This is a genomic window from Bacillus sp. PK6-026 (genome assembly GCF_054161455.1).
On sequence record NZ_CP096418.1, the window covers coordinates 1,707,715 to 1,733,539 of the forward strand.

The following is a 25,825-nucleotide window of genomic DNA, read 5'->3' on the forward strand; positions in this document are numbered from 1 at the left end:
ATGGTATATGTTGCTCCTTCGATTCTTTCAGCCGATTTTGCCCGTCTAGGGGAAGAGATTCGGGATGTTGAACAAGGCGGCGCCGATTTCATCCACATCGATGTGATGGACGGCCATTTCGTTCCCAACCTGACCATCGGGCCGCTTGTAGTGGAAGCCGTCCGCCCGATCACAGAACTTCCGCTCGACGTTCATTTAATGATTGAAGCGCCTGACCGCTATATACCTGCTTTTGCAAAAGTGGGCGCCGATATTTTGTCCGTCCATGTTGAAGCGTGCCCGCACCTTCACAGGACGATCCAGCTCATCAAAGAGCAAGGAGTCAAAGCGGGTGTTGTCTTGAATCCGCATACCCCTGTGCAGCAGATCGAGCATGTGCTTGAAGACCTTGATCTCGTACTATTGATGACAGTGAATCCGGGCTTCGGCGGACAGTCGTTTATTTCCTCAGTCCTGCCGAAAATCAGGCAGGTCAAGGAGATGGCCGAGCAAAAAGGGCTCGCCGACCTGCTGATTGAAGTGGACGGCGGCGTCAACAAAATGACGGCAAGACAGTGTATCGAAGCAGGGGCAAATCTGCTTGTTGCGGGCTCTGCCGTTTATAACGAAAAAGACCGCAAAAAAGCCATTTCCGATATAAAAGGTGCGCTTGGGTAAGGTTTCCCGATGAAAAAGAGCCGGCTTTCTCAAGCTGAGCTCTTTTTTTACGGCGTTTACAGAAAGGACAATGCGATGAAAACGATCAATATTGTAGCGGGAGGTCCCGATCATCTCATTCCCGACTTGCTGCAGTATCAGGACGGCGATGCGCTTTGGGTCGGGGTTGACAGAGGCGCTGTAACCCTTTTGGCAGCGGGGATCGTGCCTGATGAAGCGTTCGGGGATTTTGACAGCATCACAGACGAGCAAAAAAAGGCTATTGAAAAGGCGGCTCCCCGCCTCCATATTTATCAGGCGGAAAAAGATCAGACGGATTTGGACCTTGCGTTGAGCTGGGCGGTCGGACAGCGGCCTTCATGCATTAGAATGTTCGGCATTTCGGGAGGCAGAGCAGACCATTTTCTCGGGAATCTGCATCTCCTTTACACCGCGATGAAGCAAAACGTCAAGACCGTCATGATCGACCGCCAAAATACGATCAGCATGCACCCCCAAGGCTCTTACACCGTCATGCGTGATCAAACAAAACCGTACATTTCATTCCTGCCGTTTACGGAGACGGTAAAAAACCTTTCCCTCGAAGGATTTAAGTATTCTTTAAATAAGTGTCATATTGCTCTAGGTTCGACACTATGTATTAGTAACGAACTCATCCATTCACAAGGTGCTTTTTCGTTTTCTGAAGGCATATTAATAATGATAAGAAGCACTGATTAAATATCCTGGCGCTTCCGCTCGCTTTGTGTTTGGGATCCGATGTTGAAGGTGGATGCGGTTGCGGACTCTTTGAGGAGGGAAGGGAATGAAATTTTACACCATTAAATTACCGAAGTTTTTAGGGGGAATCGTCCGGGCGATGCTTGGCTCGTTTCGCAAAGACTAAGAAGCGCCGGGTGCGCTTTTTTTGCGGAGCGGGTCAAAGGGCTCTCCCCGGATGGCAAGCAAAAGAACGAAAAAACGCCTGCCTAAAGCGTACAGTCGCTCTTGGCAGGCGTTTATTTTTTCTTATACACGCTCAACTTTTCCAGATTTCAAAGCTCGAGCAGATACATATACTTTTTTAGGCTTGCCGTTCACAAGGATGCGCACTTTTTGAACGTTAGCGCCCCATGTGCGTTTAGAAGCGTTCATCGCGTGAGAACGAGAGTTGCCAGAACGTGATTTTCTGCCTGTAATAACGCATTTACGTGCCATTTGTTTCCCTCCTAACTATCAAAAAAAACATCATCATTCATTATCAGTTGATCACCTGTGATGCTTCAGATACTTTAATAATTTACCACAGCTGAAAACCGTTTGCAACTATTGATTGCTCTGCTTTCAAGAAAAATCCCTTGACATCTTGAAAAAATGAACGCGCTGTAGTATAAGTAGGGTTAGGTTTGGAGAGAAGCCTGCCTGTTCTTTTAAAAAGAAGGTCCTTATAGTAGAATGATGTTAACCAGAGGTCAGAAGCGAGACTCGAAAAGGAGGAACCAACGTGTCCATTGAATTCCGAACAAAATACGGACAGATTGATATATCAAACGAAGTGGTCGCCATGGTTGCGGGAGGCGCAGCGATCGACTGCTACGGGATCGTAGGTATGGCATCCAAGAACCAAATTAAAGACGGACTGACTGAAATCCTCAGAAAAGAAAACTTTGCAAGAGGCGTCATCGTCCGCCAAGAAGAAGATCGTATTCATATTGACATGTACATCATTGTCAGCTACGGAACAAAAATTTCAGAAGTGGCACATAATGTTCAAACAAAAGTCAAATATACGCTCGACCATACAGTGGGTCTTGCAGTGGATTCCGTAAATATTTACGTTCAAGGAGTACGAGTGACGAACCCGTAGTTAGGAGGAAAACAAGAGTGTCTATACGAAATCTGGATGGAAAAGCTTTTGCAGAAATGGTTCTGTACGGCGCACGCCATCTGTCTCAAAACGCAAATGTAGTTGATGCGTTAAATGTATTTCCGGTTCCGGACGGAGATACAGGAACGAACATGAATCTGTCGATGACATCCGGTGCAAAAGAAGTGGAGCAGATCGATGCCGCCAATATCGGCAAAGTGGCACAAAGCCTGTCAAGAGGGCTTCTGATGGGAGCGCGGGGAAACTCGGGCGTCATTTTATCCCAGCTGTTCAGAGGCTTTGGCAAATCGATTGAACAGAAATCGGAAATTAACGCCAAAGAATTTGCCGCCGCGTTCCAGGCCGGAGTGGACACTGCCTACAAGGCCGTCATGAAGCCTGTCGAAGGCACGATCTTGACGGTTGCCAAAGATGCGGCAAAAAAAGCAGTGCTCACCGCTCAAACTGAAACCGATATCATCAAGGTGATGGAAGCCGTCGTGAATGAAGCGGAGGCTTCATTGGAGCGGACGCCTGAGCTGCTTCCGGTTTTAAAGGAAGTCGGTGTCGTCGACAGCGGCGGAAAAGGGCTTCTTTACGTGTATGAAGGGTTTCTCGCTTCTTTAAAGGGAGAAAAGCTTTCTGAAAAAGCGGCCGCTCTTCCGTCATTGGATGATCTTGTCAGCGCGGAGCACCATAAAAACGCTCAAAGCCACATGAATACAGAAGACATCGAATTCGGCTATTGCACGGAATTTATGGTAAAGCTCGACAGCGGTAAAAGAAACTTTAATGAAGATGCGTTCCGCCAGGATTTAAGCGGCTTCGGTGATTCACTGCTCGTCGTCTCAGACGAAAATATCGCCAAGGTGCACATCCACGCCGAATATCCGGGGGAAGTCATGACTTATGCTCAAAAATACGGCAGCTTAATCAACATGAAAATCGAAAACATGAGAGAGCAGCACAGCGCGATTCTCAATCAGAACAAACAGGAGGCAGCTGCCCCGGCAGAAAAAGCGCCGGCTGAAAAGCAGCCGTACGGCGTCGTCACAGTGGCCATGGGAGAAGGAATCGCCGAACTTTTCGAAAGCATCGGCGCCACAAAGGTCATCGAAGGCGGTCAGACGATGAATCCGAGCACGGAAGACATCGTTCAGGCGATAAAAGACGCCAACGCGGACACGGTCGTGATTCTGCCGAATAATTCAAACATTGTCATGGCGGCGAACCAGGCCGCGGATGTTGCCGGACAACATGTGATTGTCATCCCGACGAAGACCGTTCCTCAAGGAATGGCCGCGCTCCTCGCATTCAACCCGGCCCTTGGAGCGGACGAGAATGAAGCCGCTATGCTCGGTGCGATCGGCGAGGTGAAAAGCGGACAAATCACCTATGCGGTCAGAGACACTAACATTGACGGCATCGATATTAAAAAAGGCGATTTTATGGGCATCTTAAACGGTAAAATCGTTGAGACGGCATCAGACCAGTTAGCAGCAGCGAAAAAGCTGCTCGCAGGCATGATCGATGAAGACAGTGAAATCGTCACTGTGATCAAAGGGGAAGACGCGCCGGAAGAAGAGGCCGAAGAACTCGCAGCCTTTATCAGCGAGACGTACGAAGACGTTGAAGTGGAAGTGCACGACGGAAAACAGCCGCTGTATTCCTACATTCTGGCTGTTGAATAATCGATCAAAGGCAGAAGGGCATGATGATAAAAGCCCTTCTCTTCTTTTGGCTTTTTTTAAAGCATCAGCCCGCTCGGACGTTGTCTGCTTGCCAATTGGGGAATGATCGATTAGTCTAAAAAAAACGGCTTTTTTTCCTCCGTACAGCGGGGGAATCTGTGTGTAAAAGGGGGATAAGGATGAAGTACAGAAGTGTGTTTGATATTATCGGGCCCGTCATGATCGGTCCGTCAAGTTCTCATACGGCCGGCGCGGCCAGAATCGGCAGAGTCGCCAGAAGCGTGTTTGGGAGGGAGCCGAAACAAATCGTTGTGTCATTGTACGGTTCTTTTGCCGAGACGTATAAAGGACATGGAACAGATGTTGCGATCATCGGCGGCCTTTTGGATTTTGATACATTTGATGAAAGAATCAAAGATTCGATCCGCCTAGCTGAAGAAAAGGGAATCGCCATCGAGTTCCGGGAAGAAGAAGCGGTTCCAATGCATCCCAATACAGCCCGCATCCTCATCTCTGATGATGAAGGCTCCCTTGAACTCGCAGGCATCTCAATCGGCGGGGGGAAAATCGAAATCATTGAGCTGAACGGCTTTGAGCTCAGATTGTCGGGAAATCACCCTGCTATTTTAGTCGTCCATAACGACCGCTACGGAACGATTGCAGGCGTAGCCAATGTGCTTGCAAAGTTCGCAATCAACATCGGCCATATGGAAGTGGCCCGCAAAGACGTCGGCCAGGAAGCGCTCATGACGATTGAGGTCGATCAAACGATCGATCCGGCTGTTTTTGAAGAATTGAGAGCGCTGCCGAACATCATTGAGGTGACCCAGATCGCTGAATAAAAGGAGGGTGAGACGATATGTTTCGAAATGTAAAAGAATTAATTCAGCTGACAAAAGAAAAGAACGTGTCCATCTCTGAAATCATGATCGCGCAGGAGATCGAGGTGTCAGGCCGGACGCGGGAAGAAATATTCGAGCAGATGGAAGCCAACTTGACCGTGATGGAAGATGCTGTGCAAAAAGGTGTTGAAGGCGTCGTGTCGCACTCCGGATTGACGGGGGGAGACGCCGTTAAGCTTCAAGCCTACCTCAAATCGGGCAAAGGGCTGTCAGGGGATGTCATCCTTGACGCTGTCAGCAAAGCGGTTGCGACAAATGAAGTCAACGCTGCGATGGGAACGATTTGCGCAACGCCGACGGCCGGTTCGGCCGGCGTTGTCCCGGGGACGCTTTTTGCGGTAAAAGAGAAACTTCAGCCGACGAAAGAGCAGATGGTCCGCTTTTTATTTACATCGGGAGCGTTCGGATTCGTCGTTGCCAACAATGCGAGCATTTCGGGAGCCGCGGGAGGCTGTCAGGCTGAAGTCGGCTCGGCCTCGGGCATGGCGGCTGCCGCCATCGTCGAAATGGCGGGCGGAACCCCTGAACAGTGCGCCGAAGCGATGGCCATCGCTTTAAAAAACGTACTCGGTCTAGTCTGCGATCCTGTCGCAGGGCTTGTTGAGGTGCCGTGTGTGAAGCGGAACGCAATGGGCGCAGCCAACGCGATGGTCGCGGCTGATATGGCGCTTGCCGGCATTACAAGCCGCATTCCATGCGATGAAGTGATCGATGCGATGTATAAAATCGGGCAGACGATGCCGACGGCACTGAGGGAAACAGGCCGGGGCGGTCTTGCTGCAACACCGACGGGCAAAGAATTGGAGAAAAAAATATTCGGAGGAGCGTCAGCTGCACGTGGAACACAATCTGCAACTTAGTATATCTGTTATAAAAGGCGTCGGGACGGAAACGGAAAAAACGTTAAATGAGCTCGGAATCTATACGGTTCTTGATCTTTTAAACTACTTCCCGTACCGATATGACGATTATGAATTGCGCGATTTGGAAGAAGTGGCACACGACGAACGAGTGACGGTAGAAGGGAAGGTTCACAGCGAGCCTTCTCTTGCCTATTACGGGAAAAAGCGGAGCCGCCTCACGTTCCGGCTATTGGTCGGAAACTATTTGATCACAGCAGTTTGTTTTAACAGGCCTTATTTGAAAAAAAAGCTTGCGATCGGTTCGATCGTTACCGTAACCGGAAAATGGGACAAGCACAGACAATCCGTGATGGTACAGGAGCTGAAAAACGGGCCGCACCAAGGTGACCAGTCGATTGAGCCCGTTTACTCCGTCAAAGAAAATATCACCGTAAAGACAATGAGGAAATTGATTCAGGAAGCCGTCCGCAGCCATTTGCCGTCTGCCGAAGACCCCCTTCCGGAAAAGCTTAGGACCGCCTATAAACTTCTGTCTTACCAGGAGGCGGTGAAGGCGATGCACAAGCCCGAGTCGAGGGAAGCTTTAAAACATGCGCGGCGCCGCTTTGTATATGAAGAATTTTTACTGTTTCAGCTGAAAATGCAGGCTTTACGGAAGTTCGAGCGGGAAGCGTCCGTCGGAATCAGCCACACCTTTAAAACGGAAGACGTCAATTCGTTTGTCAAAAGCCTCCCGTTTCCTTTGACAAACGCGCAGGCGAAAGCGCTCGACGACATATTAAGGGACATGGCTTCAGGGTATAAAATGAATCGGCTTTTACAAGGAGACGTCGGATCAGGCAAAACGGCCGTCGCCGCGATTGCGTTATACGCCTCGCTGCTTTCGGGATTCCAGGGAGCGATGATGGTGCCGACCGAAATACTGGCGGAACAGCACGCCGATTCATTGGTATCCCTCTTTGAGCAGTACGATGTCAATGTTGCGCTTTTAACAAGCTCTGTGAAAGGGAAAAGGAGAAGAGAGCTTTTAGAAAGATTAAAAGAAGGAGAAATTGATATTTTGGTGGGGACGCACGCCCTTATTCAGGACGATGTCCATTTTAAACAGCTCGGTCTCGTGATCACCGATGAACAGCACCGCTTCGGTGTCGAGCAAAGAAAAAAACTGAGAAGCAAAGGGAAAGATCCCGATGTCTTGTTTATGACGGCGACGCCGATTCCAAGGACACTGGCGATTACGGTTTTCGGGGAAATGGATGTGTCCGTCATCGATGAAATGCCGGCTGGGCGAAAGCGGATCGAGACTTATTGGGTGAAGCACGACATGCTCGAACGAATTCTCGCGTTTATCGAAAAAGAACTGAAAAAAGGCAGACAGGCATATGTGATTTGTCCCTTGATCGAAGAATCGGACAAGCTCGACGTTCAAAACGCCATCGATGTGCACAGCATGCTGACCCATGCTTTCAGAGGAAGGTGGCAGATCGGTCTCATGCACGGAAAGCTCTCAAATGACGAGAAAGAACAGGTGATGAGGCAGTTCAGCAAAAACGAATGCCAGATTCTCGTTTCCACAACCGTCGTTGAAGTCGGCGTAAACGTTCCGAATGCGACGGTCATGCTGATCTATGATGCCGACCGGTTCGGTCTTTCCCAGCTGCACCAGCTTCGCGGCCGGGTCGGGCGGGGCGACCACCAGTCGTATTGCATCCTGATGGCAGACCCGAAATCTGAAACGGGCAAAGAGCGCATGAGCATCATGTCTGAGACGACCGACGGCTTTGAGCTTTCTGAAAAGGACCTTGAACTCAGAGGACCCGGGGACTTCTTCGGCAAAAAACAGAGCGGGATGCCGGAGTTTAAAGTCGCTGACATGGTTCACGACTACCGCGCGCTGGAAACGGCAAGAAGAGACGCTGCAGAACTTGTCTCTTCAAAGGCGTTCTGGACGGATGCCGAATATGAAAGCCTGCGGGAACACTTGCAAAACAGCGGGGTGATGGAAGGAGAAAAGCTGAGCTGACCTGGAAGTCCTGTGAAAATTTATTGTCGGCGGGTAAAGAAAGATTGCATTCCAATCTATGAAATTATATACTACTATTAGTACCTAGTCATAATTGCGCGGATGGTGTTTAAAAACATGAGAAAAAGTAAGAGAGAACGCCAAGAATTGCTGCAGCAGACGATTCGTACGACCCCGTTTATTACGGACGAGGAGTTAGCGGAGAAATTTAACGTCAGCATTCAGACGATTCGCTTGGACCGTTTGGAACTTTCCATACCTGAACTGAGAGAAAGAATCAAAAGTGTTGCCGAGAAATCTCTTGAAGATGAAGTCAAGTCTCTCCCGCTCGACGAGGTCATCGGCGAGATCATTGATTTGGAGCTGGATGAGCACGCGATTTCCATTCTGGAGATCAGAACGGAGCACGTTTTCAGCCGAAATCAAATCGCCAGGGGACACCATTTGTTTGCCCAGGCCAACTCGCTCGCCGTCGCCCTCATCGACGATGAGCTCGCATTGACGGCCAAAGCGGACATCCGCTTTACCAGGCAGGTCAAGCAAGGCGAACGGGTCGTTGCAAAAGCGAAAGTCGTAAAGCTTGATAAAGATAAAGGCAGAACGGTTGTTGAAGTGAACAGCTATGTTGCCGAAGAGCCTGTGTTTTCAGGCGAATTTGTCATGTATCGTTCAAAACAATCATAGAAGGTGGCGCGTAAGTCATGAAAATTGCTGTAGATGCCATGGGAGGAGACAATGCTCCCAAAGCGGTTATTGAAGGCGTGATGAAAGCGGTCGAAGATTTTGAAGACCTCGAGATTACGCTGATCGGCGACCGGGAAAAAATTGCTGCCCATTTAACGGAGCACGGGCGGATCACTGTCAAGCACGCGGAAGAAGTCATCGAGGCGACAGACGAACCTGTCAGAGCCGTCAGAAGAAAGAAGAATTCATCGATGGTTCTGATGGCCGGAGAAGTCGCCGAAGGCAGGGCGGATGCCTGCATTTCCGCCGGAAACACCGGAGCGCTTATGACGGCCGGGCTCTTTATCGTCGGCCGGATTGAAGGGATTGAAAGGCCTGCGTTGGCGCCGACATTGCCGACTGTCTCCGGAGACGGCTTTCTCCTTCTTGATGTCGGAGCGAATGTGGACGCCAAGCCCGAACATCTCGTTCAATATGCCATTATGGGATCTGTTTACGGAGAACAGGTGCTGGGCGTCAAAAATCCGCGCATCGGACTTTTAAACGTCGGAACCGAAGACAAAAAAGGAAATGAGCTTGCCAAGCAGACCTTTCAAAAATTAAAGGAAACCGATTTGAATTTCATCGGCAATGTGGAAGCGCGCGACATGCTGGACGGAGTCGCTGATGTCATCGTGACAGACGGCTTTACCGGTAACGTTGCCTTGAAAACGGTCGAGGGCGCGGCGCTGTCCATTTTTAAAATGCTGAGAACGACGCTGACTTCGAGCTTCACGGCGAAGCTCGCCGCCTCTGCGCTGAAGCCGAAGCTGAAAGAAATGAAAACGAAGATGGATTACTCTGAATACGGCGGAGCCGGATTGTTCGGCTTAAAGGCGCCCGTCATCAAAGCGCACGGATCATCTGACGGACGGGCCGTTTATCACGCGATCCGCCAGGCCAGAGAGATGGTCAGCCAAAATGTCGCTGAATTTATCGAAGAAAAAATTCAACAAAAAGCAGATGAATAGTCTGGAGGTTTTAACATATGGGCAAGATTGCTTTTCTATTCCCGGGCCAAGGTTCGCAGCATATCGGCATGGGACACGAATTGTATGAAAAAGAACCGAATGCAAAGAAGATTTTTGAAGAAGCGGATCAAACGCTTGAAACAAAACTGAGCACCCTCATGTTTGAAGGGGATGCAAAAGAACTGACACTTACATACAACGCGCAGCCAAGCCTTTTAACAGCGAGTACCGCAGCGCTTCAAAAACTGAAGGAATACGGCATTAAAGCCGACTATGCGGCAGGGCACAGCCTCGGCGAGTACAGCGCATTGGTAGCTGCCGGCGCCTTGTCGTTTAAAGACGCGGTTTATGCCGTCAGAAAGCGCGGCGAATTCATGAATGAAGCCGTGCCCGCAGGTGAAGGCGCGATGGCGGCCATTCTCGGCATGGACAGCCAGGCGCTGAAAGAAGTGACGGACAAAGTTTCCGAAGAAGGAAACCTTGTTCAGCTCGCCAATTTGAACTGCCCCGGGCAGATCGTCATCTCGGGAACAGCTAAAGGCGTCGAGCTCGCTTCAGAGCTTGCCAAAGAAAAGGGCGCAAAACGCGCGATTCCTCTCGAAGTCAGCGGGCCGTTCCATTCCGACCTGATGAAGCCGGCAGCTGATAAGCTTCGTGAAGTTCTTGATGCGTGCAAGATCAGCGATGCAGCCATTCCGGTCGTCTCCAACGTAACAGCCGACTTTGTAACAGATAAAGACGACATTAAGAATAAACTGATTGAACAGCTGTATTCTCCTGTGCGATTTGAAGAAACAATCAGCCGCCTGATTGACGAAGGCGTGACGACGTTCATCGAAATCGGCCCCGGAAAGGTTTTGTCAGGGCTTGTGAAGAAAGTGAACCGCAGAGTCAAAACGATTGCTGTGTCAGACCCGAACACAATTGAACTTGCCGTTCAAACGTTGAAGGAGGAAAACGAAAATGCTGGAGAATAAAACAGCCGTTGTTACAGGAGCCTCAAGAGGGATCGGCCGCGCGATCGCCCTGGACCTGGCGAAAAACGGAGCAAATGTCGTCGTCAACTACGCGGGCAATGAAGCGAAAGCGAACGAAGTTGTAGACGAAATCAAAGCGCTCGGCCGCGATGCGTTTGCTTTTAAAGCAGACGTTTCCAATGCGGATGAGGTTCAGGCGATGATGAAGGAAGCGGTCGGCCGCTTCGGCACGCTTGACATCCTTGTCAACAATGCGGGTATTACAAAAGATAATCTGTTCATGAGAATGAAAGAAGATGAATGGGACGACGTCATTAACATAAACTTAAAAGGTGTGTTCAATTGTTCAAAAGCCGTAACAAGACAGATGATGAAACAAAGAAGCGGCCGGATCATCAACATCACCTCGGTTGTAGGCGTCGTCGGTAACGCCGGACAGGCCAACTATGTCGCGGCTAAATCAGGCGTGATCGGCTTGACGAAAACGCTGGCGAAAGAGCTTGCGTCAAGAAATATCACCGTTAATGCAATCGCTCCGGGGTTTATTTCGACGGAAATGACGGACAAGCTGACAAAAGATATTCAAGACGAAATGCTGAAGCAGATTCCGCTTGCACGGTTCGGCGATCCGTCTGACATCAGCAGCGCCGTTGTTTTCCTCGCATCTGACCATGCGAGCTACATGACCGGCCAGACGCTGAACATCAACGGCGGAATGGCTATGGTTTAAACGAAATCAAAAATTGAATTATCTCTGGTTTTTTAAAAACGAATCAACTATAATACTTGAGGGGAGGTGAATAGCTATGGCAGACGCATTAGAGCGTGTAACAAAAATCATCGTAGACCGCCTCGGCGTGGATGAAGCCGACGTCACTCTTGAAGCTTCTTTTAAAGAGGATTTAGGCGCTGATTCCCTTGATGTAGTTGAGCTTGTCATGGAACTTGAAGACGAGTTTGATATGGAGATTTCTGACGAAGATGCTGAAAAGATTGCAACAGTCGGTGACGCTGTGAACTACATAAATAGTAAGCAGTAAGCTCATTTAAAGTCCCGTTTAAAGACGGGGCTTTATCCCTTTATAAATGCGGCTTTAATTTTAATGTTTTGCTGCCCAATGATACACGAACCTGCCTTTTCATAGGAGGTGAGGTGAACTTGATGTGCCCATATGGAGGTTGCTATGTCAAAACATTCACATTTCAGAGACAAAAAAATGTTTCAAAAGAAAGCGGAGCAGTTTAAAAAGTTTCAGGAACGGATTTCGGTTCAATTTCAAAACGAGAAGCTTTTATATCAAGCATTTACACATTCATCTTATGTGAATGAGCATCGAAAGAAGCCATATGAAGATAATGAGAGGCTTGAATTTTTAGGAGACGCCGTTTTGGAACTGACGATTTCTCAATTTTTATACGCCAAATACCCGGCGATGAGCGAGGGTGATTTGACGAAATTGAGAGCGGCGATCGTATGTGAGCCTTCTTTAGTTTCCCTGGCCCATGAGCTTTCTTTCGGAGAGCTTGTTCTATTGGGAAAAGGAGAGGAAATGACTGGAGGAAGAAAGCGTCCGGCGCTTTTAGCCGATGTGTTTGAAGCTTTTATCGGTGCGCTCTATCTGGATCAGGGGCTCGAAGCTGTCGTGGCCTTTCTGAAAGCGTACGTTTTCCCTAAAATCGACGATGGTGCTTTTTCTCATGTGATGGATTTTAAAAGCCAGCTGCAGGAATTTGTACAGCGCGACGGACGAGGTATTCTGGAGTATAAAATCCTTCAGGAAAAAGGACCGGCGCACAACCGCGAATTTGAAGCAAACGTATCGCTAAAAGGAGAAGTACTTGGGGTGGGAAGCGGCCGTTCCAAAAAAGAAGCAGAACAGCATGCCGCTCAAGAAGCGCTCGCGAGGCTGCAAAAACACCATATGAAACAATAAATCCCCCTTGCAAAACTCAGGGGGATTTCAATGTATTTTAAGCCTTTTCGATGGGGTTATGATAGAATTGTAATACTTTAATACATAAGGAGGATCACCATGTTCCTCAAACGTTTAGACGTGATAGGATTTAAATCGTTTGCAGAACGAATTTCTGTAGATTTTGTAAAAGGCGTGACAGCTGTCGTCGGTCCGAACGGCAGCGGAAAAAGCAACATTACCGACGCGATCCGCTGGGTGCTCGGTGAACAGTCCGCCAAATCGCTCAGAGGCGGTAAAATGGAAGACATCATTTTTGCAGGCAGCGATTCGCGGAAAAAGCTGAATCTTGCCGAAGTGACGCTGACGCTTGACAATGACGACCGCTTTTTGCCGATCGATTTTCACGAAGTCAGTGTGACGAGAAGAGTCTACAGATCTGGGGAAAGCGAATTTCTCATCAACAACCAGCCGTGCCGTCTGAAAGATATCATTGATCTTTTTATGGATTCGGGGCTTGGAAAAGAAGCGTTTTCCATCATCAGCCAAGGCAAAGTCGAAGAGATTTTAAGCAGCAAGGCTGAAGAGCGGAGAAGCATCTTTGAAGAAGCGGCCGGCGTATTAAAATACAAAACGAGAAAGAAAAAAGCCGAAAACAAGCTGTTTGAGACACAGGACAATTTGAACCGTGTCGAAGACATCCTCCACGAGCTCGAGGGGCAGGTGGAGCCGCTGAAAGTGCAGGCTTCGATCGCCAAAGACTACCTTGAAAAAAAGGATGAGCTTGAAAAAATCGAAATCGCGTTAACGGCGTATGATATCGAAGAGCTTCACGGAAAATGGGAAGCCCTTCAGCAGAAAGTCGAAAAGGCGAAAGACGAAGAGATGTCTTCGTCTGCGGCCATCCAGGCAAAGGAAGCCAAAATCGAAGAGGCAAGAGACAAAATTCAAGCGCTCGACGAATCGGTCGATGAGCTTCAGCAAGTGCTGCTTTTGACAAGCGAGGAACTGGAGAAGCTTGAAGGCCGGAAAGAAGTGCTGAAGGAACGCAAAAAAAACGCGACGCAAAACAGAGCTCAGCTTGAAGAAGCGCTCGTCCAGCGCAGTGAAAAAGAGCGAAGCCTGAAAGAAAAAATCGCCGCGCAGAAGCTTGTGTTTGAAAAGCTCGAGGCCGAAGCAAAAGAGCTTGCCCGAAAGGTGAAAGAAAAGAATCAGGCTCTATCCGGATACAGCGAAAATGTAGAAGAAGAAATCGAACAGCTGAAAAGCGATTATTTCGAGCTCTTGAACGAACAGGCATCCGTCCGAAACGAGCTTCAATTTCTTGAAGACCAAATGTCCCAATCCGCGGCGCAGCAAAAACGACTCGCGCAAAACAATGAAAAATATTTAAGCGAGCGGAAGGAAATCGCCGACCGAAAGATGAAAACCGAACACGAATTCAGCCTCGTCGACGAGCGCCTTCACAGCCAGATTCAAGCATTCAGGGACGCGCAAAAAAGCTATGAACAGAAAAAAAGCCAGTACGAGAAAAAGGAATCCGCCCTTTACCAAGCTTATCAATACGTTCAGCAGGCGCGCTCCAAAAAGGAAATGCTTGAAGCGATGCAGGAGGACTTCTCAGGGTTTTATCAAGGCGTCAAAGAAGTATTAAAGGCCAAGAGCGAGCTTCCGGGCATTCGCGGTGCGATTGCCGAGCTGTTAAAGACGGACGAGCGGTATGAAACAGCGATTGAAATCGCGCTCGGCGCAACGGCCCAACATGTTGTCACTGACGATGAAGACGCCGCCAGACGGGCGATTCAATATTTGAAAAAGCATTCGTTCGGAAGGGCGACCTTTCTCCCGCTTTCCGTCATCAAAGAGCGCCGCATTCAGTCGCGAGATATCGAAGCGGCGAAAGAAAATCCGTCGTTCATCGGCATCGCCAGCGAGCTTGTTTCGTTTGATCCGGCCTACCGGACCGTCGTGCAAAACCTGCTTGGCACCGTGCTGATCACCGAGCATTTAAAAGGCGCCAACGATCTTGCCAAACGGCTCGGCCACAGATACCGGATCGTCACCCTTGAAGGGGATGTCGTCAATCCGGGCGGTTCAATGACGGGAGGAGCCGTTAAGAAAAAAAGCAGCTCGCTTCTGGGACGCAACAGGGAGCTGGAAGCCCAGACAAAACGTCTCGCCGAGATGGAAGAGAAAACCGAATTGCTCGAAAAAGAAGTGAAAGCCCTGAAGCAGACGATGCAAGAGCTTGATGCCAAACTTCAGTCACTCCGCGAGGACGGGGAAGGCTTAAGAACCGAACAGCAGGAAATCAAAGGGCGTCTGTACGAACTCGAAATCGCCGAGAAAAACGTCAACAGCCATTTGGAGCTCTACGACCAGGAAAAATCGGCTCTGCTCGAAGGGGACGAAGACAAGAAACGGCGTAAAAAAGAGCTTGAAGAAAAGCTCACATCGATCGCCGGCGGGCTGAAGCGCCTCGATTCCGAAATCGAAGCCATGACGGAGCGGAAACAGACACAGACCTCGACGAAAGAAGCGCTGCAAAGCGAGCTGACCGATTTGAAAGTGGTGCTGGCGAAAACCGAACAGTCGTGTGCGAATGAACGGGAAAAGCTCACAAGGCTTGAAGAAGAGTATGCCGAGAATGCGGAAGCGCTCAAAATTGCCGAAGAGGATCTCTCTTTCTTGACGACAGAAATGTCCTCCAATACTTCCGGGGAGGAAAAACTTGAAGAAGCTGCGAAAAAGAAGCTGAACGACAAAAATAAAACCGCAGAGCTTATCGCATCAAGAAGAGAGCAGCGGATGAAACTGCAAAAAGGCCTTGAAACCGAAGAGCTGGAACTGAAAGAAATGAAGCGCCAGTATAAGCAGATGGCAGGCCTCTTAAAAGACGAAGAAGTCAAGCTCGGCCGCATGGAAGTCGAACTCGACAACCTGCTCTCTTTCCTGCGGGAAGAGTATGGACTTTCATTTGAAGGGGCGAGGGAAAAATATCCTTTGGAGCTTTCCCCTGAAGAGGCGAGGAAGCGCGTCAAGCTGATCAAGCTTGCAATCGAAGAGCTGGGAACGGTGAACCTCGGCAGCATTGAGGAATTCGAAAGGGTCAATGAACGCTACCTCTTCCTCTCGGAGCAGAAAGACGACCTGCTCGAAGCGAAAAATACGCTCTTTAAGGTTATCGAGGAAATGGATGAGGAAATGACGAAGCGTTTTGCGGAAACATTTGCACAGATCAGTTCTCATTTCGAAGACGTCTTCCGGGCGCTGTTCGGCGGCGGAAGAGCCGAACTCAAGCTGACAGATCCGAATGACCTGCTCCAATCGGGCGTCGATATTATCGCTCAGCCTCCGGGCAAAAAGCTGCAGAACCTGAGCCTGCTTTCCGGCGGGGAACGGGCCTTGACGGCGATCGCGCTCCTGTTTTCGATCCTCAAAGTCAGACCGGTTCCGTTCTGCGTGCTGGATGAAGTCGAGGCGGCGCTTGACGAAGCGAACGTGTTCCGCTTTGCCCAATACTTGAAAAAATACAGCCATGAAACCCAGTTTATCGTCATCACCCACCGAAAAGGAACGATGGAAGAAGCCGATGTTCTTTACGGCGTGACGATGCAGGAATCAGGCGTTTCCAAGCTGGTCTCAGTCAAGCTTGAAGAAACAAAAGAACTAGTTCAATAAAGCGAGGTTACAGGACATGAGCTTTTTTAAAAAACTGAAAGAAAAAATCACACAGCAGACCGATTCGGTTTCAGGCAAATTTAAAGAAGGCCTGGCGAAAACGAGAAATACGTTTCAGGAGCGGGTCAATGAGCTTGTCTCCCGCTACCGGAAAGTGGACGAGGATTTTTTTGAAGAGCTTGAAGAGGTTCTGATCAGCGCTGATGTCGGCGTTTCAACGGTGATGGAGCTGATTGACGAACTGAAAAGCGAGGTCAAACGAAGAAATATTCAGGACCCGAAAGAGGTTCAGTCCGTCATTTCTGAAAAGCTCGTCGAAATCTATGAAGGCGGGGAGCAGGAAGCAGCAGAGCTCCGCGTCGAAGACGGCCGCTTAAACATCATTTTATTCGTCGGCGTAAACGGCGTCGGCAAAACGACGACGATCGGCAAGCTTGCCCATCAATTCATCAAAGAAGGCAAAAATGTCGTCCTTGCTGCCGGAGATACATTCAGAGCCGGCGCGATCGATCAGCTTGAAGTGTGGGGAGAGCGCGTCGGCGCGCATGTCGTCAAACAGGCTGAAGGCTCGGACCCTGCGGCCGTTATCTATGACGCCGTTCAAGCCGCGAAAGCGCGCGGCGCCGATGTTCTGCTTTGCGACACGGCAGGACGTCTCCAAAATAAAGTGAACTTAATGAAAGAACTCGAAAAGGTAAAGCGCGTGATTCAGCGCGAAGTGCCTGATGCACCTCATGAAGTGCTGCTCGTACTGGATGCGACGACAGGACAGAACGCGATGACACAGGCGCGCGAATTTTCCAAAGCGACTGATGTCTCCGGCATCGTGCTGACGAAGCTCGACGGAACGGCAAAAGGCGGCATCGTCCTCGCCATCCGCCACGAGCTCCAGATTCCGGTCAAGTTTGTCGGACTGGGAGAAAAAATGGATGACCTGCAGCCGTTTGAAGCAGAGTCATATGTATACGGCCTGTTTTCCGATCTGATCGAGAAAGAAGAGTAGGCGCGGAAAACCCCTTCGCCGGGGTTTTCTTTTTCGCCGTCATGTATGACAAGATAAAAACTTGACAGATCAAATATTTCAGCGTAAACTAATGTATCGTAAAGGGATTTGACTTAACAAAGGGGAGAGTCTCATGACGCTTGAAAAAACAACGAGAATGAATTACCTATTCGATTTCTATCAGTCGTTGTTGACATCAAAACAAAAAAGCTACATGTCGCTTTACTACTTAGACGATTTCTCCCTTGGCGAAATAGCTGAAGAATATCATGTCTCAAGGCAAGCGGTCTATGACAATATCAAGCGGACCGAAGCCATGCTTGAGCAATATGAAGAAAAGCTACTTTTGTTTAAAAAATTTCAAGAGCGCAATAAGATTTTTGAAGAGCTGAGAAAGCTGACTGACGGTCAGCCCGAAGCGGAATCCCTAATCGACGCGCTTGAGAAATTAGATTAGGAGGCGGCACTTAATATGGCATTCGAAGGATTAGCCGACCGACTGCAGCAAACGATCTCAAAAATCCGCGGAAAAGGAAAAGTAACGGAGCAAGACGTCAAAGACATGATGCGCGAAGTCCGTTTAGCGCTCCTTGAAGCGGACGTCAATTTTAAAGTCGTGAAAGATTTTGTGAAAAAGGTAAGCGAACGAGCTGTCGGACAAGACGTCATGAAAAGCCTGACGCCCGGACAGCAGGTCATTAAAGTGGTAAAAGAAGAACTGACGGAGCTGATGGGCGGCGAGGAAAGCAAGATTGCCGCTGCAAAGCGTCCGCCGACCGTCATCATGATGGTCGGTCTGCAAGGGGCCGGTAAAACGACGTCGACCGGAAAGCTCGCCAACCTGCTTCGCAAAAAACATAACCGCAACCCGCTGCTCGTGGCAGCAGACATCTACCGCCCGGCGGCTATCAAACAGCTGGAAACGCTCGGCAAACAGCTCGATATGCCGGTATTTTCACTGGGTGACAAGGTCAGTCCGGTTGAGATTGCCAAGCAGGCCATCGAAAAGGCGAAAGAAGATCATCATGACTACGTTCTCATCGATACGGCGGGACGCCTTCACATTGATGAAGACCTGATGGATGAGCTTGAGCAGGTAAAAGAAACAGCTCAGCCGGAAGAGATTTTCCTTGTCGTTGATTCCATGACGGGTCAAGATGCGGTAAATGTTGCCAAAAGCTTCAACGAACAGCTCGGTGTGACGGGTGTCATTCTGACGAAGCTTGACGGTGATACAAGAGGCGGGGCGGCCTTGTCGATCCGCGCCGTGACCAACACGCCGATCAAATTTGCCGGAATGGGCGAAAAGCTTGATGCACTGGAGCCGTTTCATCCCGAACGGATGGCCTCGCGAATTCTCGGAATGGGCGATGTGCTCACCCTTATCGAGAAAGCCCAGGCCAACGTAGACGAAGAAAAGGCGAAAGAACTCGAGCAAAAAATGAAAAATATGAGCTTTACGCTCGACGACTTTTTGGAACAGCTCGGACAGGTCCGCAATATGGGGCCGCTTGAAGATCTGATTCAAATGATGCCCGGCGCAGGCAAAATGAAAGGCTTAAAAAACGTTAAGGTTGATGAAAAACAGCTCAGCCATATCGAAGCCATCATCAAGTCGATGACCGGGAAGGAAAAAGAGCAGCCTGAGATCATCAATGCAAGCAGGCGCAAACGGATTGCGAAAGGAAGCGGGACATCCGTACAGGAAGTCAACCGTCTTTTAAAGCAATTTGAAGAAATGAAAAAAATGATGAAACAGATGACAAACATGACAAAAGGCAAGAAAAAAGGGTTTAAACTGCCCTTCATGTAAACCTGTTTTCAGATGATAAAAACGTTGTTAAGAAAAAACACTTTACAAACACTTTTATCATTGTTAATATACTATCTTGTTGAAATATTTTCGGAGGTGCTAGTAAAATGGCAGTAAAAATTCGTTTAAAACGTATGGGAGCAAAAAAATCTCCTTTCTATCGTATTGTTGTAGCAGATTCTCGTTCACCGCGTGACGGCCGTTTCATCGAAACAGTCGGAACTTACAACCCGGTTGCAAAACCAGCGGAAGTCAAAATTGACGAAGAGCTTGCGCTTAAATGGCTTCAAACAGGAGCTAAACCATCTGACACGGTTCGCAACCTGTTCTCTAAAGAAGGCATTATGGAAAAATTCCACAACGCTAAACAAAGCAAATAATGAGTGATCTGCACTTGGAAGAGCTGATTGTATCACTGGTCAAACCGCTTGTGGATCATCCGGATGACGTTCAGGTTTTCAGAGAGGAAAATCCAGAGCGGACGATGTTCCGCTTGTCTGTCAACAGAGAGGATACCGGCAAGATCATCGGCAAAAAAGGGCGCACTGCAAGGGCGATACGCTCTGTCGTATTTGCGGCAGGCGCACAGTCTTCTAAGAAAGTTCAACTTGAGATCGCAGACTAAGGGGAGAGGGTGAAAACCTCCCCCTTTTTTAACATGTAAGAAAAATAGAAACAGATGAACGATTCCGATTGTCAGCTTATGCCAGGCTGCCGGATTTCAGGGAAAGGAAAAATCACGGGACAGTAGGTGATGATGCCATGCAAATTATCCAACGTGTTACCGTTATGCAGGTTTTGACTGAAAACAGCAAAAAAAAGCTGCTGGCTTCTTTTGAAGAACGAAAGGAAATCCTTGAGCGCGAATGCAACCAGCTCTATTTTCAGCTCAGGAAGCACGAAAAGGAACACCACAATCCGGCAGCGACTGAATCATTTAAAAAAGAAATTGAAAAACGTCAGGACAAGATTAAAATGATCGTTTTTCAAATCAATCAAATCCATACACTGCCGCTTGGCAGCGAAGTAAAGGAAAAAGAAATCGACGCTTTAATGGACATTGAAGTCGGGGATAATTGGCATGATATGACGACGGGAAAAACAATCGTGATTAAAGACGGGATCGTCATTGAAATTCGTCCGAGGTGAAGAAATGCTGAAACAATGGTTTAATGTAGGGAAAATTGTTAATACTCATGGGGTAAAAGGCGAAGTCCGCGTCATTTCAAGAACCGATTTTCCTGAGGAACGGTACAAGCCCGGAAACGCGCTCTACTTGTTCCGTGAAGGAACAGACGAGCCTGTCAAGGTGACCGTCAGCGCCCACAGGCTTCATAAACAGTTCCACCTTTTGCAGTTTAAAGAGGTTGAAACGCTCACCGAAGCCGAAAACTTAAAGAATGCCTTGATTAAAGTTCCCGAAGACCAATTAAGCCAGTTGGCGGAAGACGAGTACTACTTTCACGAAATCATCGGCTGCGATGTTTTTTCGGAAGACGGGGATTTAATCGGCAAGGTCAAAGAAATTTTAACGCCGGGCGCCAACGATGTCTGGGTCGTGGCCAGACCGGGAAAGAAAGACGCGCTTATCCCTTATATCGACGCCGTTGTCAAAGAGATTAATGTGGCGGATCAAACGATCAAGATTCATATCATGGAAGGGTTACTTGACGAATGAAAATCGATTTTTTAACGCTTTTTCCGGAAATGTTTGAAGGTGTGCTCGGCTCGTCGATCCTGCAAAAAGCTCAGGATAAGGACGCTGTCCACTTTCGCGTGGTGAACTTTCGGGCCTTTTCCGACAACAAGCATCAAACCGTTGATGATTATCCATACGGCGGGGGAGCAGGAATGGTGCTGAAACCGCAGCCTGTCTTTGATGCGGTCGAAAAGCTGACAGCTGAAGCCGAAGGGTCTCCGAGAATCATCCTCGTCTGCCCCCAAGGGGAACGCTATACCCAACAGAAGGCTGAAGAACTGGCGCAGGAAGAGCATTTAATGTTCATTTGCGGGCATTATGAAGGGTATGATGAGCGGATCAGAGAGCACCTGTCTACAGACGAAATTTCGATCGGAGATTTCGTTTTGACAGGGGGAGAGCTGCCGGCGATGATGATCGCAGACAGTGTTGTGCGGCTTTTGCCGGGCGTGCTCGGCAAGGAAGAATCGCACCTTGAAGACTCTTTCAGCACGGGGCTTCTTGAACACCCTCATTATACGCGGCCGGCAGATTATAAAGGCCTGAAGGTGCCGGACGTTCTGACATCCGGGAACCATGCGAAAATCAAAGAATGGCGGCGGAAGGAGTCTCTCAGGCGCACTTTTTTAAGGCGGCCCGACCTTCTGGAAAACTATCCTTTATCTGAAGAAGAGCGAAAATGGATTTCTGAATGGAAAAACCGGTAGATTCTATTGCACCCGGAAAAAAGGTGTGGTATGATACTACTTGTGACTTGAACGGGAACGCTCGTTTAAGTTTGAAAACGATGTTCCGCTGTGCCGGTTAACTCGCGCAAGAGCATCTGTTGGAAGGAGTTGAAGACGATGCAAAAATTGATTGAAGATATCACAAAAGAACAATTGCGCACTGATTTGCCTGCGTTCCGTCCTGGTGATACTTTACGTGTACACGTTAAAGTTGTCGAGGGTAACCGTGAGCGTATCCAGGTTTTTGAAGGTGTCGTGATTAAGCGTCGTGGTGGCGGAATCAGCGAAACTTTCACAGTTCGTAAGATTTCTTACGGTGTCGGAGTTGAGCGTACATTCCCATTGCACACACCGAAAATCGCGAAAATCGAAGTTGTCCGTCATGGTAAAGTACGCCGTGCGAAACTTTATTACCTGCGCGAACTTCGTGGAAAAGCGGCTCGTATTAAAGAAATCAGACGATAAAGATAACGAACGAAAAGAGCTTGTTAACCATAACAAGCTCTTTTTTTGTCAAACAAGTATAAATGCACCACACCATTAAAAGAATAGCAATAACAGAAAGTAGGTGTCAGACAAATGGTGATCCAATGGTTCCCAGGGCATATGGCCAAAGCGAGGCGGGAAGTAACGGAGAAACTCAAGCTGATCGACATTGTATACGAACTGGTCGACGCCAGAATTCCGATGTCTTCAAGAAACCCGATGATTGAAGAGATTTTAAAAAACAAACCGAGGATCATGCTGCTCAACAAGGCGGATAAAGCGGACTCCTCCGTGACGAAGGCTTGGAAGCAGCACTTTGAAAAAGACGGGATTCCTTCTCTCGCCATCAACTCGGTCAACGGACAGGGGCTCAATCAAATTCTTCCCGCTTCAAAAGAGCTGCTGAAAGAAAAGTTTGATAAAATGAAAGCAAAAGGTGTAAAGCCGCGCGCGATCAGAGCGTTGATCGTCGGCATTCCGAACGTCGGCAAATCGACTTTAATCAACCGGCTGGCGAAAAAAAACATCGCCAAAACGGGCGACAGACCCGGGATCACAACGGCGCAGCAGTGGGTGAAGGTGGGAAAAGAGCTCGAGCTTCTCGATACCCCGGGGATTTTATGGCCGAAGTTTGAGGACGAGCTTGTCGGGCTGAGGCTTGCGGCAACAGGTGCAATTAAAGATTCGATTATCAACTTGCAGGATGTCGCCGTCTACGGTTTGCGCTTTTTGGAAGAGAATTACCCTGAGCGCTTAAAAAAGCGCTATGATCTGGAAGAGATTCCAGAAGAGATTGCAGCGCTTTTTGATGAGATCGGAAAAAAACGCGGCTGTCTCATGGCCGGAGGCGAGATCAATTACGACAAGACGACAGAAGTCATCATCCGCGATATCCGCACCGAAAAGTTCGGTCCGCTTTCTTTTGAAAAGCCGGAGGATATGTAAAAAGGCGCGCTTTTAAAAGAGCGGGCCTTTATTTTTGCAGGAGATGCGCCGATAAGAACATTAGGGGAGAAGAGAAAGTGAAAACATTAACCGTCAAAGAAATTAAAGAACATCTTCAATCGGTGAGTGATGAAAAAGACCCTTTTATAGAGCAGTGCAAAAATGATGGGCGGAAAAGCGTCCAAGCGCTTGTCGACGCCTGGCTGAAGAAAAATGAAAGGCTTTCGGCCATGCAGGAAGAGTGGCAGGTGATGACGTCTTTCGAACGGTCGCTGAGAGCGCGGGGCTATCAATATATCGCCGGAATCGACGAGGCGGGCAGAGGGCCTCTCGCAGGGCCTGTTGTTGCCGCCGCTGTCATCCTCAAAGAAGACTGTGAAATATTAGGGCTGACAGATTCGAAAAAACTGTCAAAGCAAAAAAGAGAAGACTATTATTCATACATTATGGAAGAAGCTGCAGCAGTCGGCGTCGGGATCGCTGACGCTGATGAGATCGATGAGCTGAATATTTATGAAGCCTCGAAAGCGGCGATGCTGAAAGCGGTCCAAGCGCTGGACGTCGCTCCGGATTATCTTCTAATCGACGCCATGTCGCTTGCAGTCGAAACAGAGCAGTCATCGATCATTAAAGGGGATGCAAAAAGCGCATCGATAGCGGCAGGCGCATGCATCGCAAAAGTGACGAGAGACAGGCTGATGGATGAATACGCCGCAAAGTATCCTCTCTACGGCTTTGAAAAGCATAAAGGCTACGGAACAAAAGAGCATCTGCATGCCCTTGCCAAATACGGCCCGTCGCCGATACACCGAAGATCGTTCGCCCCTGTTAAAGCACATGAATAACGTTCCGGAGGAAGAATGACTTTGATGATGCTGAACGATGTACATAACAGCTTAAGAAAACAATTTGAACAAGCTGATCCTCTCCAGCGGATCAGCGGAACGGAGACGGATCAGAAAAGGCTGATGCTCGGCAAAGTGCTCCGCTTTATCAGCGAGCAGTTCGCCGAAATACAAATCGGCAATACGAAATGGCAGGGGAAGCTTGAGGCACCCCTGAAAGCGGGCGCTCATTACTGGTTTTCGTATGAAAAGAAGCCTGATGAAGCGACAGGCCGCCTTCAGGTCGTTGAAGCGTTTGACAAAAACCCAAAGACAGTGCAGGATGCCGCTTTTAAGCTGTTGAACGGGCTTTCTCTGAAGCGGACGAAGGAAGCTGTCTTTCTGGTCGGAGCGTTGCTGAAGGAGCAGCAGCCGATCAGGGAAAACGATTTAAGAGCCGCCATCAAGTGGCTTGAAAATCTGCCGAAGTCTGACGCCCAAAAAGGCGCCGATGCCGTCATGTTCGCTCTTAAACGCGAACTTCCCGTCCATCCCGGCGTGCTCGATTCGATTTTGGCCGTCAAAAACCCAGTACCGCTGAACGAGCAGATTGCCAAAACATTTGATATGATCACGAACGCCACTCAGCAATCCGTAGGCATGGAAAAGCTGAAGCAGGCGCTTTTGCCTGTTTTACAAGCGGAGACCGAGGTGCATGCCGAAAAGCTGATTCAAAAGCTTGCAGAACACGTCAGGTCGCTCGAAAAAGGAGAACTGCAGGGCGTTCAGCCATTAAAGCCGCAGGTTCATTCAGAAGTCGGGAATCCTTTGCAAAAAGCTGACGCCGGCGGCACCCAAGGACAAGAAGCAAAAGCTGTTCAGCAGCAGCCGCAAAAAGCAGAAATCGCGGCAGCTAAAGACCTGCTCGCTAAATTGGCGGCACAAGCCGAAACGAACGGGACGCATATTGTAAAAGAAGCGGCAGGCGTCATCAGAGCGCTTGAATCGAGCGGATCTCTAGGACAAGCTCCGGCCGTTCCGGGCGGATTCACGCCAAAAGAGACGGAATTATTGCAGCATATCATGAAAGAAACAGCACCTGCATTAACGAATAAAGCCGATGTATTTTCCGTTCTCCTCAAGATCAAAGACCTTTTAGGCGTCAGAGATGAACTCTCATTGTTGAGAGCGATGGAAAACGGCGCTGTTCACAAAGATCAGGGCCTTCAATCTTTAAAGCTCGTGCTGAATGAAATGAGGCATGCTTCCGATCTTCCCGCTCCTGTAAAACAGGAAGCTGATCAAATCTTTCACCGTTTAAACGGACAGCTGTTTTTGCAAAATGATCAGCCTGCCCAGAGCCAGCTTTTTCTGTCGTACCCTTTGTTTTCAAAAAACGGCGTTCAGGATTTGACCGTTTTCTTAAAAGGGCAGAAAAAGGACGACGGAAAGATCGACCCTTCCCAGTGCCGCCTTATGTTTTACCTTCAGTTGGAGGCCTTGGAAGAGACGGTGATCGATTGTTTAATCCAGCAAAACGTCATGACGGTTACAATTGAAACAGGATTCGACTTGGAGCCTTTGCTTGAACCGCTGGTCCCCGCTTTAAAGGAAAATCTGAAAGAACTGGGCTACAGCTTGTCAGGCGTCACAGCAAAAAAACGGGAAAACATGAAGCTTGCTCCTTTTCTGGACGCCCGCTTTGAACAAATTACAGAGAGCGCAGTGGATGTGAAAATATGAAGGAAGAATCTGTTCCATTAAGAAGAGCTGTTGCGCTTCACTACGATGAAATGAAGGATAAGGCGCCGAAGGTGGTTGCCAAAGGATCGGGATACACGGCGGAGAAGATCATTGAAGAGGCGCAGAAAGCCGGCGTTCCGATTCAGGAAGATGCGACGCTTGTCGAATTAATGCGCCACTTGGAGCTTGACGATCACATTCCTGAAGCGCTTTACGAAATCGTCGCCGAGATCTTTTCATTCGTCTATACGCTTGATGAAAAAATGAAAAAGAGGGAATGACTTTTGAAAAAAAGCCGTTTCCTCTATTAATTTTATATTTTTAATAAAATAAAAGT

The 25,825-nt window shown here is 48.7% G+C and carries 29 protein-coding genes; 28 read left to right on the forward strand and 1 reads right to left on the reverse strand.

Annotated elements, in window-relative coordinates:
* The 3 genes from rpe to spoVM all read left to right on the forward strand — a co-directional run bounded on the left by rpe (position 1) and on the right by spoVM (position 1,543).
* Positions 1 to 657 carry a ribulose-phosphate 3-epimerase gene (rpe, locus tag M1D59_RS08695; protein ID WP_105978917.1) on the forward strand — a complete coding sequence of 219 codons (657 nt, stop codon included), beginning with the start codon at positions 1 to 3 and terminating at the stop codon, positions 655 to 657.
* Between the two features lie 75 nt (positions 658 to 732).
* Positions 733 to 1,377: a thiamine diphosphokinase gene (locus M1D59_RS08700; protein ID WP_025811376.1), complete on the forward strand. Its 645-nt coding sequence runs from the start codon at positions 733 to 735 to the stop codon at positions 1,375 to 1,377.
* Positions 1,378 to 1,462: 85 nt separating this feature from the next.
* Positions 1,463 to 1,543: a stage V sporulation protein SpoVM gene (gene spoVM / locus M1D59_RS08705; RefSeq protein WP_003221545.1), complete on the forward strand. Its 81-nt coding sequence runs from the start codon at positions 1,463 to 1,465 to the stop codon at positions 1,541 to 1,543.
* Between the two features lie 122 nt (positions 1,544 to 1,665).
* Here spoVM and rpmB read toward each other — a convergent pair whose 3' ends face one another.
* The gene (rpmB, locus tag M1D59_RS08710; RefSeq protein ID WP_003181685.1) at positions 1,666 to 1,854 is read right to left on the reverse strand and encodes a 50S ribosomal protein L28; all 189 of its coding nucleotides are present in this window, start codon (positions 1,852 to 1,854) and stop codon (positions 1,666 to 1,668) included.
* A 286-nt stretch (positions 1,855 to 2,140) separates the two neighbouring features.
* Here rpmB and M1D59_RS08715 point away from each other — a divergent pair, with 286 nt between their 5' ends.
* From M1D59_RS08715 to M1D59_RS08835, 25 genes are all read left to right on the forward strand, one after another.
* Entirely contained in the window at positions 2,141 to 2,503 is a 363-nt protein-coding gene (locus M1D59_RS08715) for an Asp23/Gls24 family envelope stress response protein (protein ID WP_003181687.1), read from the forward strand.
* 17 nt (positions 2,504 to 2,520) lie between these two features.
* Complete coding sequence (locus tag M1D59_RS08720; RefSeq protein ID WP_023857220.1) at positions 2,521 to 4,194, forward strand: DAK2 domain-containing protein; 1,674 nt, start codon at positions 2,521 to 2,523, stop codon at positions 4,192 to 4,194.
* A gap of 179 nt (positions 4,195 to 4,373) precedes the next feature.
* Positions 4,374 to 5,036: an L-serine ammonia-lyase, iron-sulfur-dependent subunit beta gene (gene sdaAB / locus M1D59_RS08725; protein WP_458117941.1), complete on the forward strand. Its 663-nt coding sequence runs from the start codon at positions 4,374 to 4,376 to the stop codon at positions 5,034 to 5,036.
* Positions 5,037 to 5,053: 17 nt separating this feature from the next.
* Positions 5,054 to 5,956: an L-serine ammonia-lyase, iron-sulfur-dependent, subunit alpha gene (sdaAA, locus tag M1D59_RS08730; RefSeq protein WP_020451358.1), complete on the forward strand. Its 903-nt coding sequence runs from the start codon at positions 5,054 to 5,056 to the stop codon at positions 5,954 to 5,956.
* On the forward strand, positions 5,934 to 7,982 hold the full coding sequence (recG, locus tag M1D59_RS08735; RefSeq protein WP_396279153.1) for an ATP-dependent DNA helicase RecG: 2,049 nt from the start codon (positions 5,934 to 5,936) through the stop codon (positions 7,980 to 7,982). The genes sdaAA and recG overlap by 23 nt, the downstream gene beginning before the upstream one ends.
* Positions 7,983 to 8,099: 117 nt before the next feature.
* Positions 8,100 to 8,666, forward strand: a complete 567-nt coding sequence (fapR, locus tag M1D59_RS08740; RefSeq protein ID WP_020451360.1) for a transcription factor FapR — start codon at positions 8,100 to 8,102, stop codon at positions 8,664 to 8,666.
* Positions 8,667 to 8,683: 17 nt separating this feature from the next.
* A complete protein-coding gene (gene plsX / locus M1D59_RS08745; RefSeq protein ID WP_020451361.1) occupies positions 8,684 to 9,676 on the forward strand; it encodes a phosphate acyltransferase PlsX in 993 nt (330 codons plus the stop codon).
* 17 nt (positions 9,677 to 9,693) lie between these two features.
* Entirely contained in the window at positions 9,694 to 10,653 is a 960-nt protein-coding gene (fabD, locus tag M1D59_RS08750; protein WP_101560832.1) for an ACP S-malonyltransferase, read from the forward strand.
* Complete coding sequence (gene fabG / locus M1D59_RS08755; RefSeq protein ID WP_023857217.1) at positions 10,640 to 11,383, forward strand: 3-oxoacyl-[acyl-carrier-protein] reductase; 744 nt, start codon at positions 10,640 to 10,642, stop codon at positions 11,381 to 11,383. The genes fabD and fabG overlap by 14 nt, the downstream gene beginning before the upstream one ends.
* A gap of 76 nt (positions 11,384 to 11,459) precedes the next feature.
* Positions 11,460 to 11,693, forward strand: a complete 234-nt coding sequence (acpP, locus tag M1D59_RS08760; RefSeq protein WP_003181706.1) for an acyl carrier protein — start codon at positions 11,460 to 11,462, stop codon at positions 11,691 to 11,693.
* Positions 11,694 to 11,837: 144 nt separating this feature from the next.
* Positions 11,838 to 12,587: a ribonuclease III gene (rnc, locus tag M1D59_RS08765; protein WP_023857216.1), complete on the forward strand. Its 750-nt coding sequence runs from the start codon at positions 11,838 to 11,840 to the stop codon at positions 12,585 to 12,587.
* 99 nt (positions 12,588 to 12,686) lie between these two features.
* Positions 12,687 to 16,247 carry a chromosome segregation protein SMC gene (gene smc / locus M1D59_RS08770; RefSeq protein ID WP_075213241.1) on the forward strand — a complete coding sequence of 1,187 codons (3,561 nt, stop codon included), beginning with the start codon at positions 12,687 to 12,689 and terminating at the stop codon, positions 16,245 to 16,247.
* Between the two features lie 16 nt (positions 16,248 to 16,263).
* Positions 16,264 to 17,250 carry a signal recognition particle-docking protein FtsY gene (ftsY, locus tag M1D59_RS08775; protein WP_020451366.1) on the forward strand — a complete coding sequence of 329 codons (987 nt, stop codon included), beginning with the start codon at positions 16,264 to 16,266 and terminating at the stop codon, positions 17,248 to 17,250.
* 133 nt (positions 17,251 to 17,383) lie between these two features.
* Complete coding sequence (locus tag M1D59_RS08780; RefSeq protein ID WP_020451367.1) at positions 17,384 to 17,707, forward strand: putative DNA-binding protein; 324 nt, start codon at positions 17,384 to 17,386, stop codon at positions 17,705 to 17,707.
* 15 nt (positions 17,708 to 17,722) lie between these two features.
* On the forward strand, positions 17,723 to 19,063 hold the full coding sequence (gene ffh, locus M1D59_RS08785; protein WP_020451368.1) for a signal recognition particle protein: 1,341 nt from the start codon (positions 17,723 to 17,725) through the stop codon (positions 19,061 to 19,063).
* Between the two features lie 107 nt (positions 19,064 to 19,170).
* Positions 19,171 to 19,443, forward strand: a complete 273-nt coding sequence (rpsP, locus tag M1D59_RS08790; RefSeq protein ID WP_006638197.1) for a 30S ribosomal protein S16 — start codon at positions 19,171 to 19,173, stop codon at positions 19,441 to 19,443.
* Complete coding sequence (locus M1D59_RS08795; RefSeq protein ID WP_023857213.1) at positions 19,443 to 19,688, forward strand: KH domain-containing protein; 246 nt, start codon at positions 19,443 to 19,445, stop codon at positions 19,686 to 19,688. The genes rpsP and M1D59_RS08795 overlap by 1 nt, the downstream gene beginning before the upstream one ends.
* Positions 19,689 to 19,825: 137 nt before the next feature.
* The gene (locus M1D59_RS08800) at positions 19,826 to 20,212 is read left to right on the forward strand and encodes a YlqD family protein (RefSeq protein ID WP_020451370.1); all 387 of its coding nucleotides are present in this window, start codon (positions 19,826 to 19,828) and stop codon (positions 20,210 to 20,212) included.
* A gap of 4 nt (positions 20,213 to 20,216) precedes the next feature.
* Positions 20,217 to 20,741: a ribosome maturation factor RimM gene (gene rimM, locus M1D59_RS08805; protein ID WP_035338777.1), complete on the forward strand. Its 525-nt coding sequence runs from the start codon at positions 20,217 to 20,219 to the stop codon at positions 20,739 to 20,741.
* Positions 20,738 to 21,469 carry a tRNA (guanosine(37)-N1)-methyltransferase TrmD gene (gene trmD, locus M1D59_RS08810; protein WP_020451372.1) on the forward strand — a complete coding sequence of 244 codons (732 nt, stop codon included), beginning with the start codon at positions 20,738 to 20,740 and terminating at the stop codon, positions 21,467 to 21,469. Before rimM ends, trmD begins: the two co-directional genes overlap by 4 nt.
* A 138-nt stretch (positions 21,470 to 21,607) precedes the next feature.
* Positions 21,608 to 21,955, forward strand: coding sequence for a 50S ribosomal protein L19 (gene rplS, locus M1D59_RS08815; RefSeq protein ID WP_020451373.1), 348 nt, complete (start codon positions 21,608 to 21,610; stop codon positions 21,953 to 21,955).
* A gap of 114 nt (positions 21,956 to 22,069) precedes the next feature.
* Complete coding sequence (gene ylqF, locus M1D59_RS08820) at positions 22,070 to 22,921, forward strand: ribosome biogenesis GTPase YlqF (protein ID WP_020451374.1); 852 nt, start codon at positions 22,070 to 22,072, stop codon at positions 22,919 to 22,921.
* Between the two features lie 77 nt (positions 22,922 to 22,998).
* Positions 22,999 to 23,766 carry a ribonuclease HII gene (locus tag M1D59_RS08825; protein ID WP_048350339.1) on the forward strand — a complete coding sequence of 256 codons (768 nt, stop codon included), beginning with the start codon at positions 22,999 to 23,001 and terminating at the stop codon, positions 23,764 to 23,766.
* A 24-nt stretch (positions 23,767 to 23,790) separates the two neighbouring features.
* The gene (locus tag M1D59_RS08830) at positions 23,791 to 25,488 is read left to right on the forward strand and encodes a hypothetical protein (protein ID WP_458117942.1); all 1,698 of its coding nucleotides are present in this window, start codon (positions 23,791 to 23,793) and stop codon (positions 25,486 to 25,488) included.
* Positions 25,485 to 25,769, forward strand: coding sequence for a FlhB-like flagellar biosynthesis protein (locus M1D59_RS08835; RefSeq protein ID WP_025811381.1), 285 nt, complete (start codon positions 25,485 to 25,487; stop codon positions 25,767 to 25,769). Before M1D59_RS08830 ends, M1D59_RS08835 begins: the two co-directional genes overlap by 4 nt.
* The last annotated feature ends 56 nt before the right edge of the window (positions 25,770 to 25,825 follow it).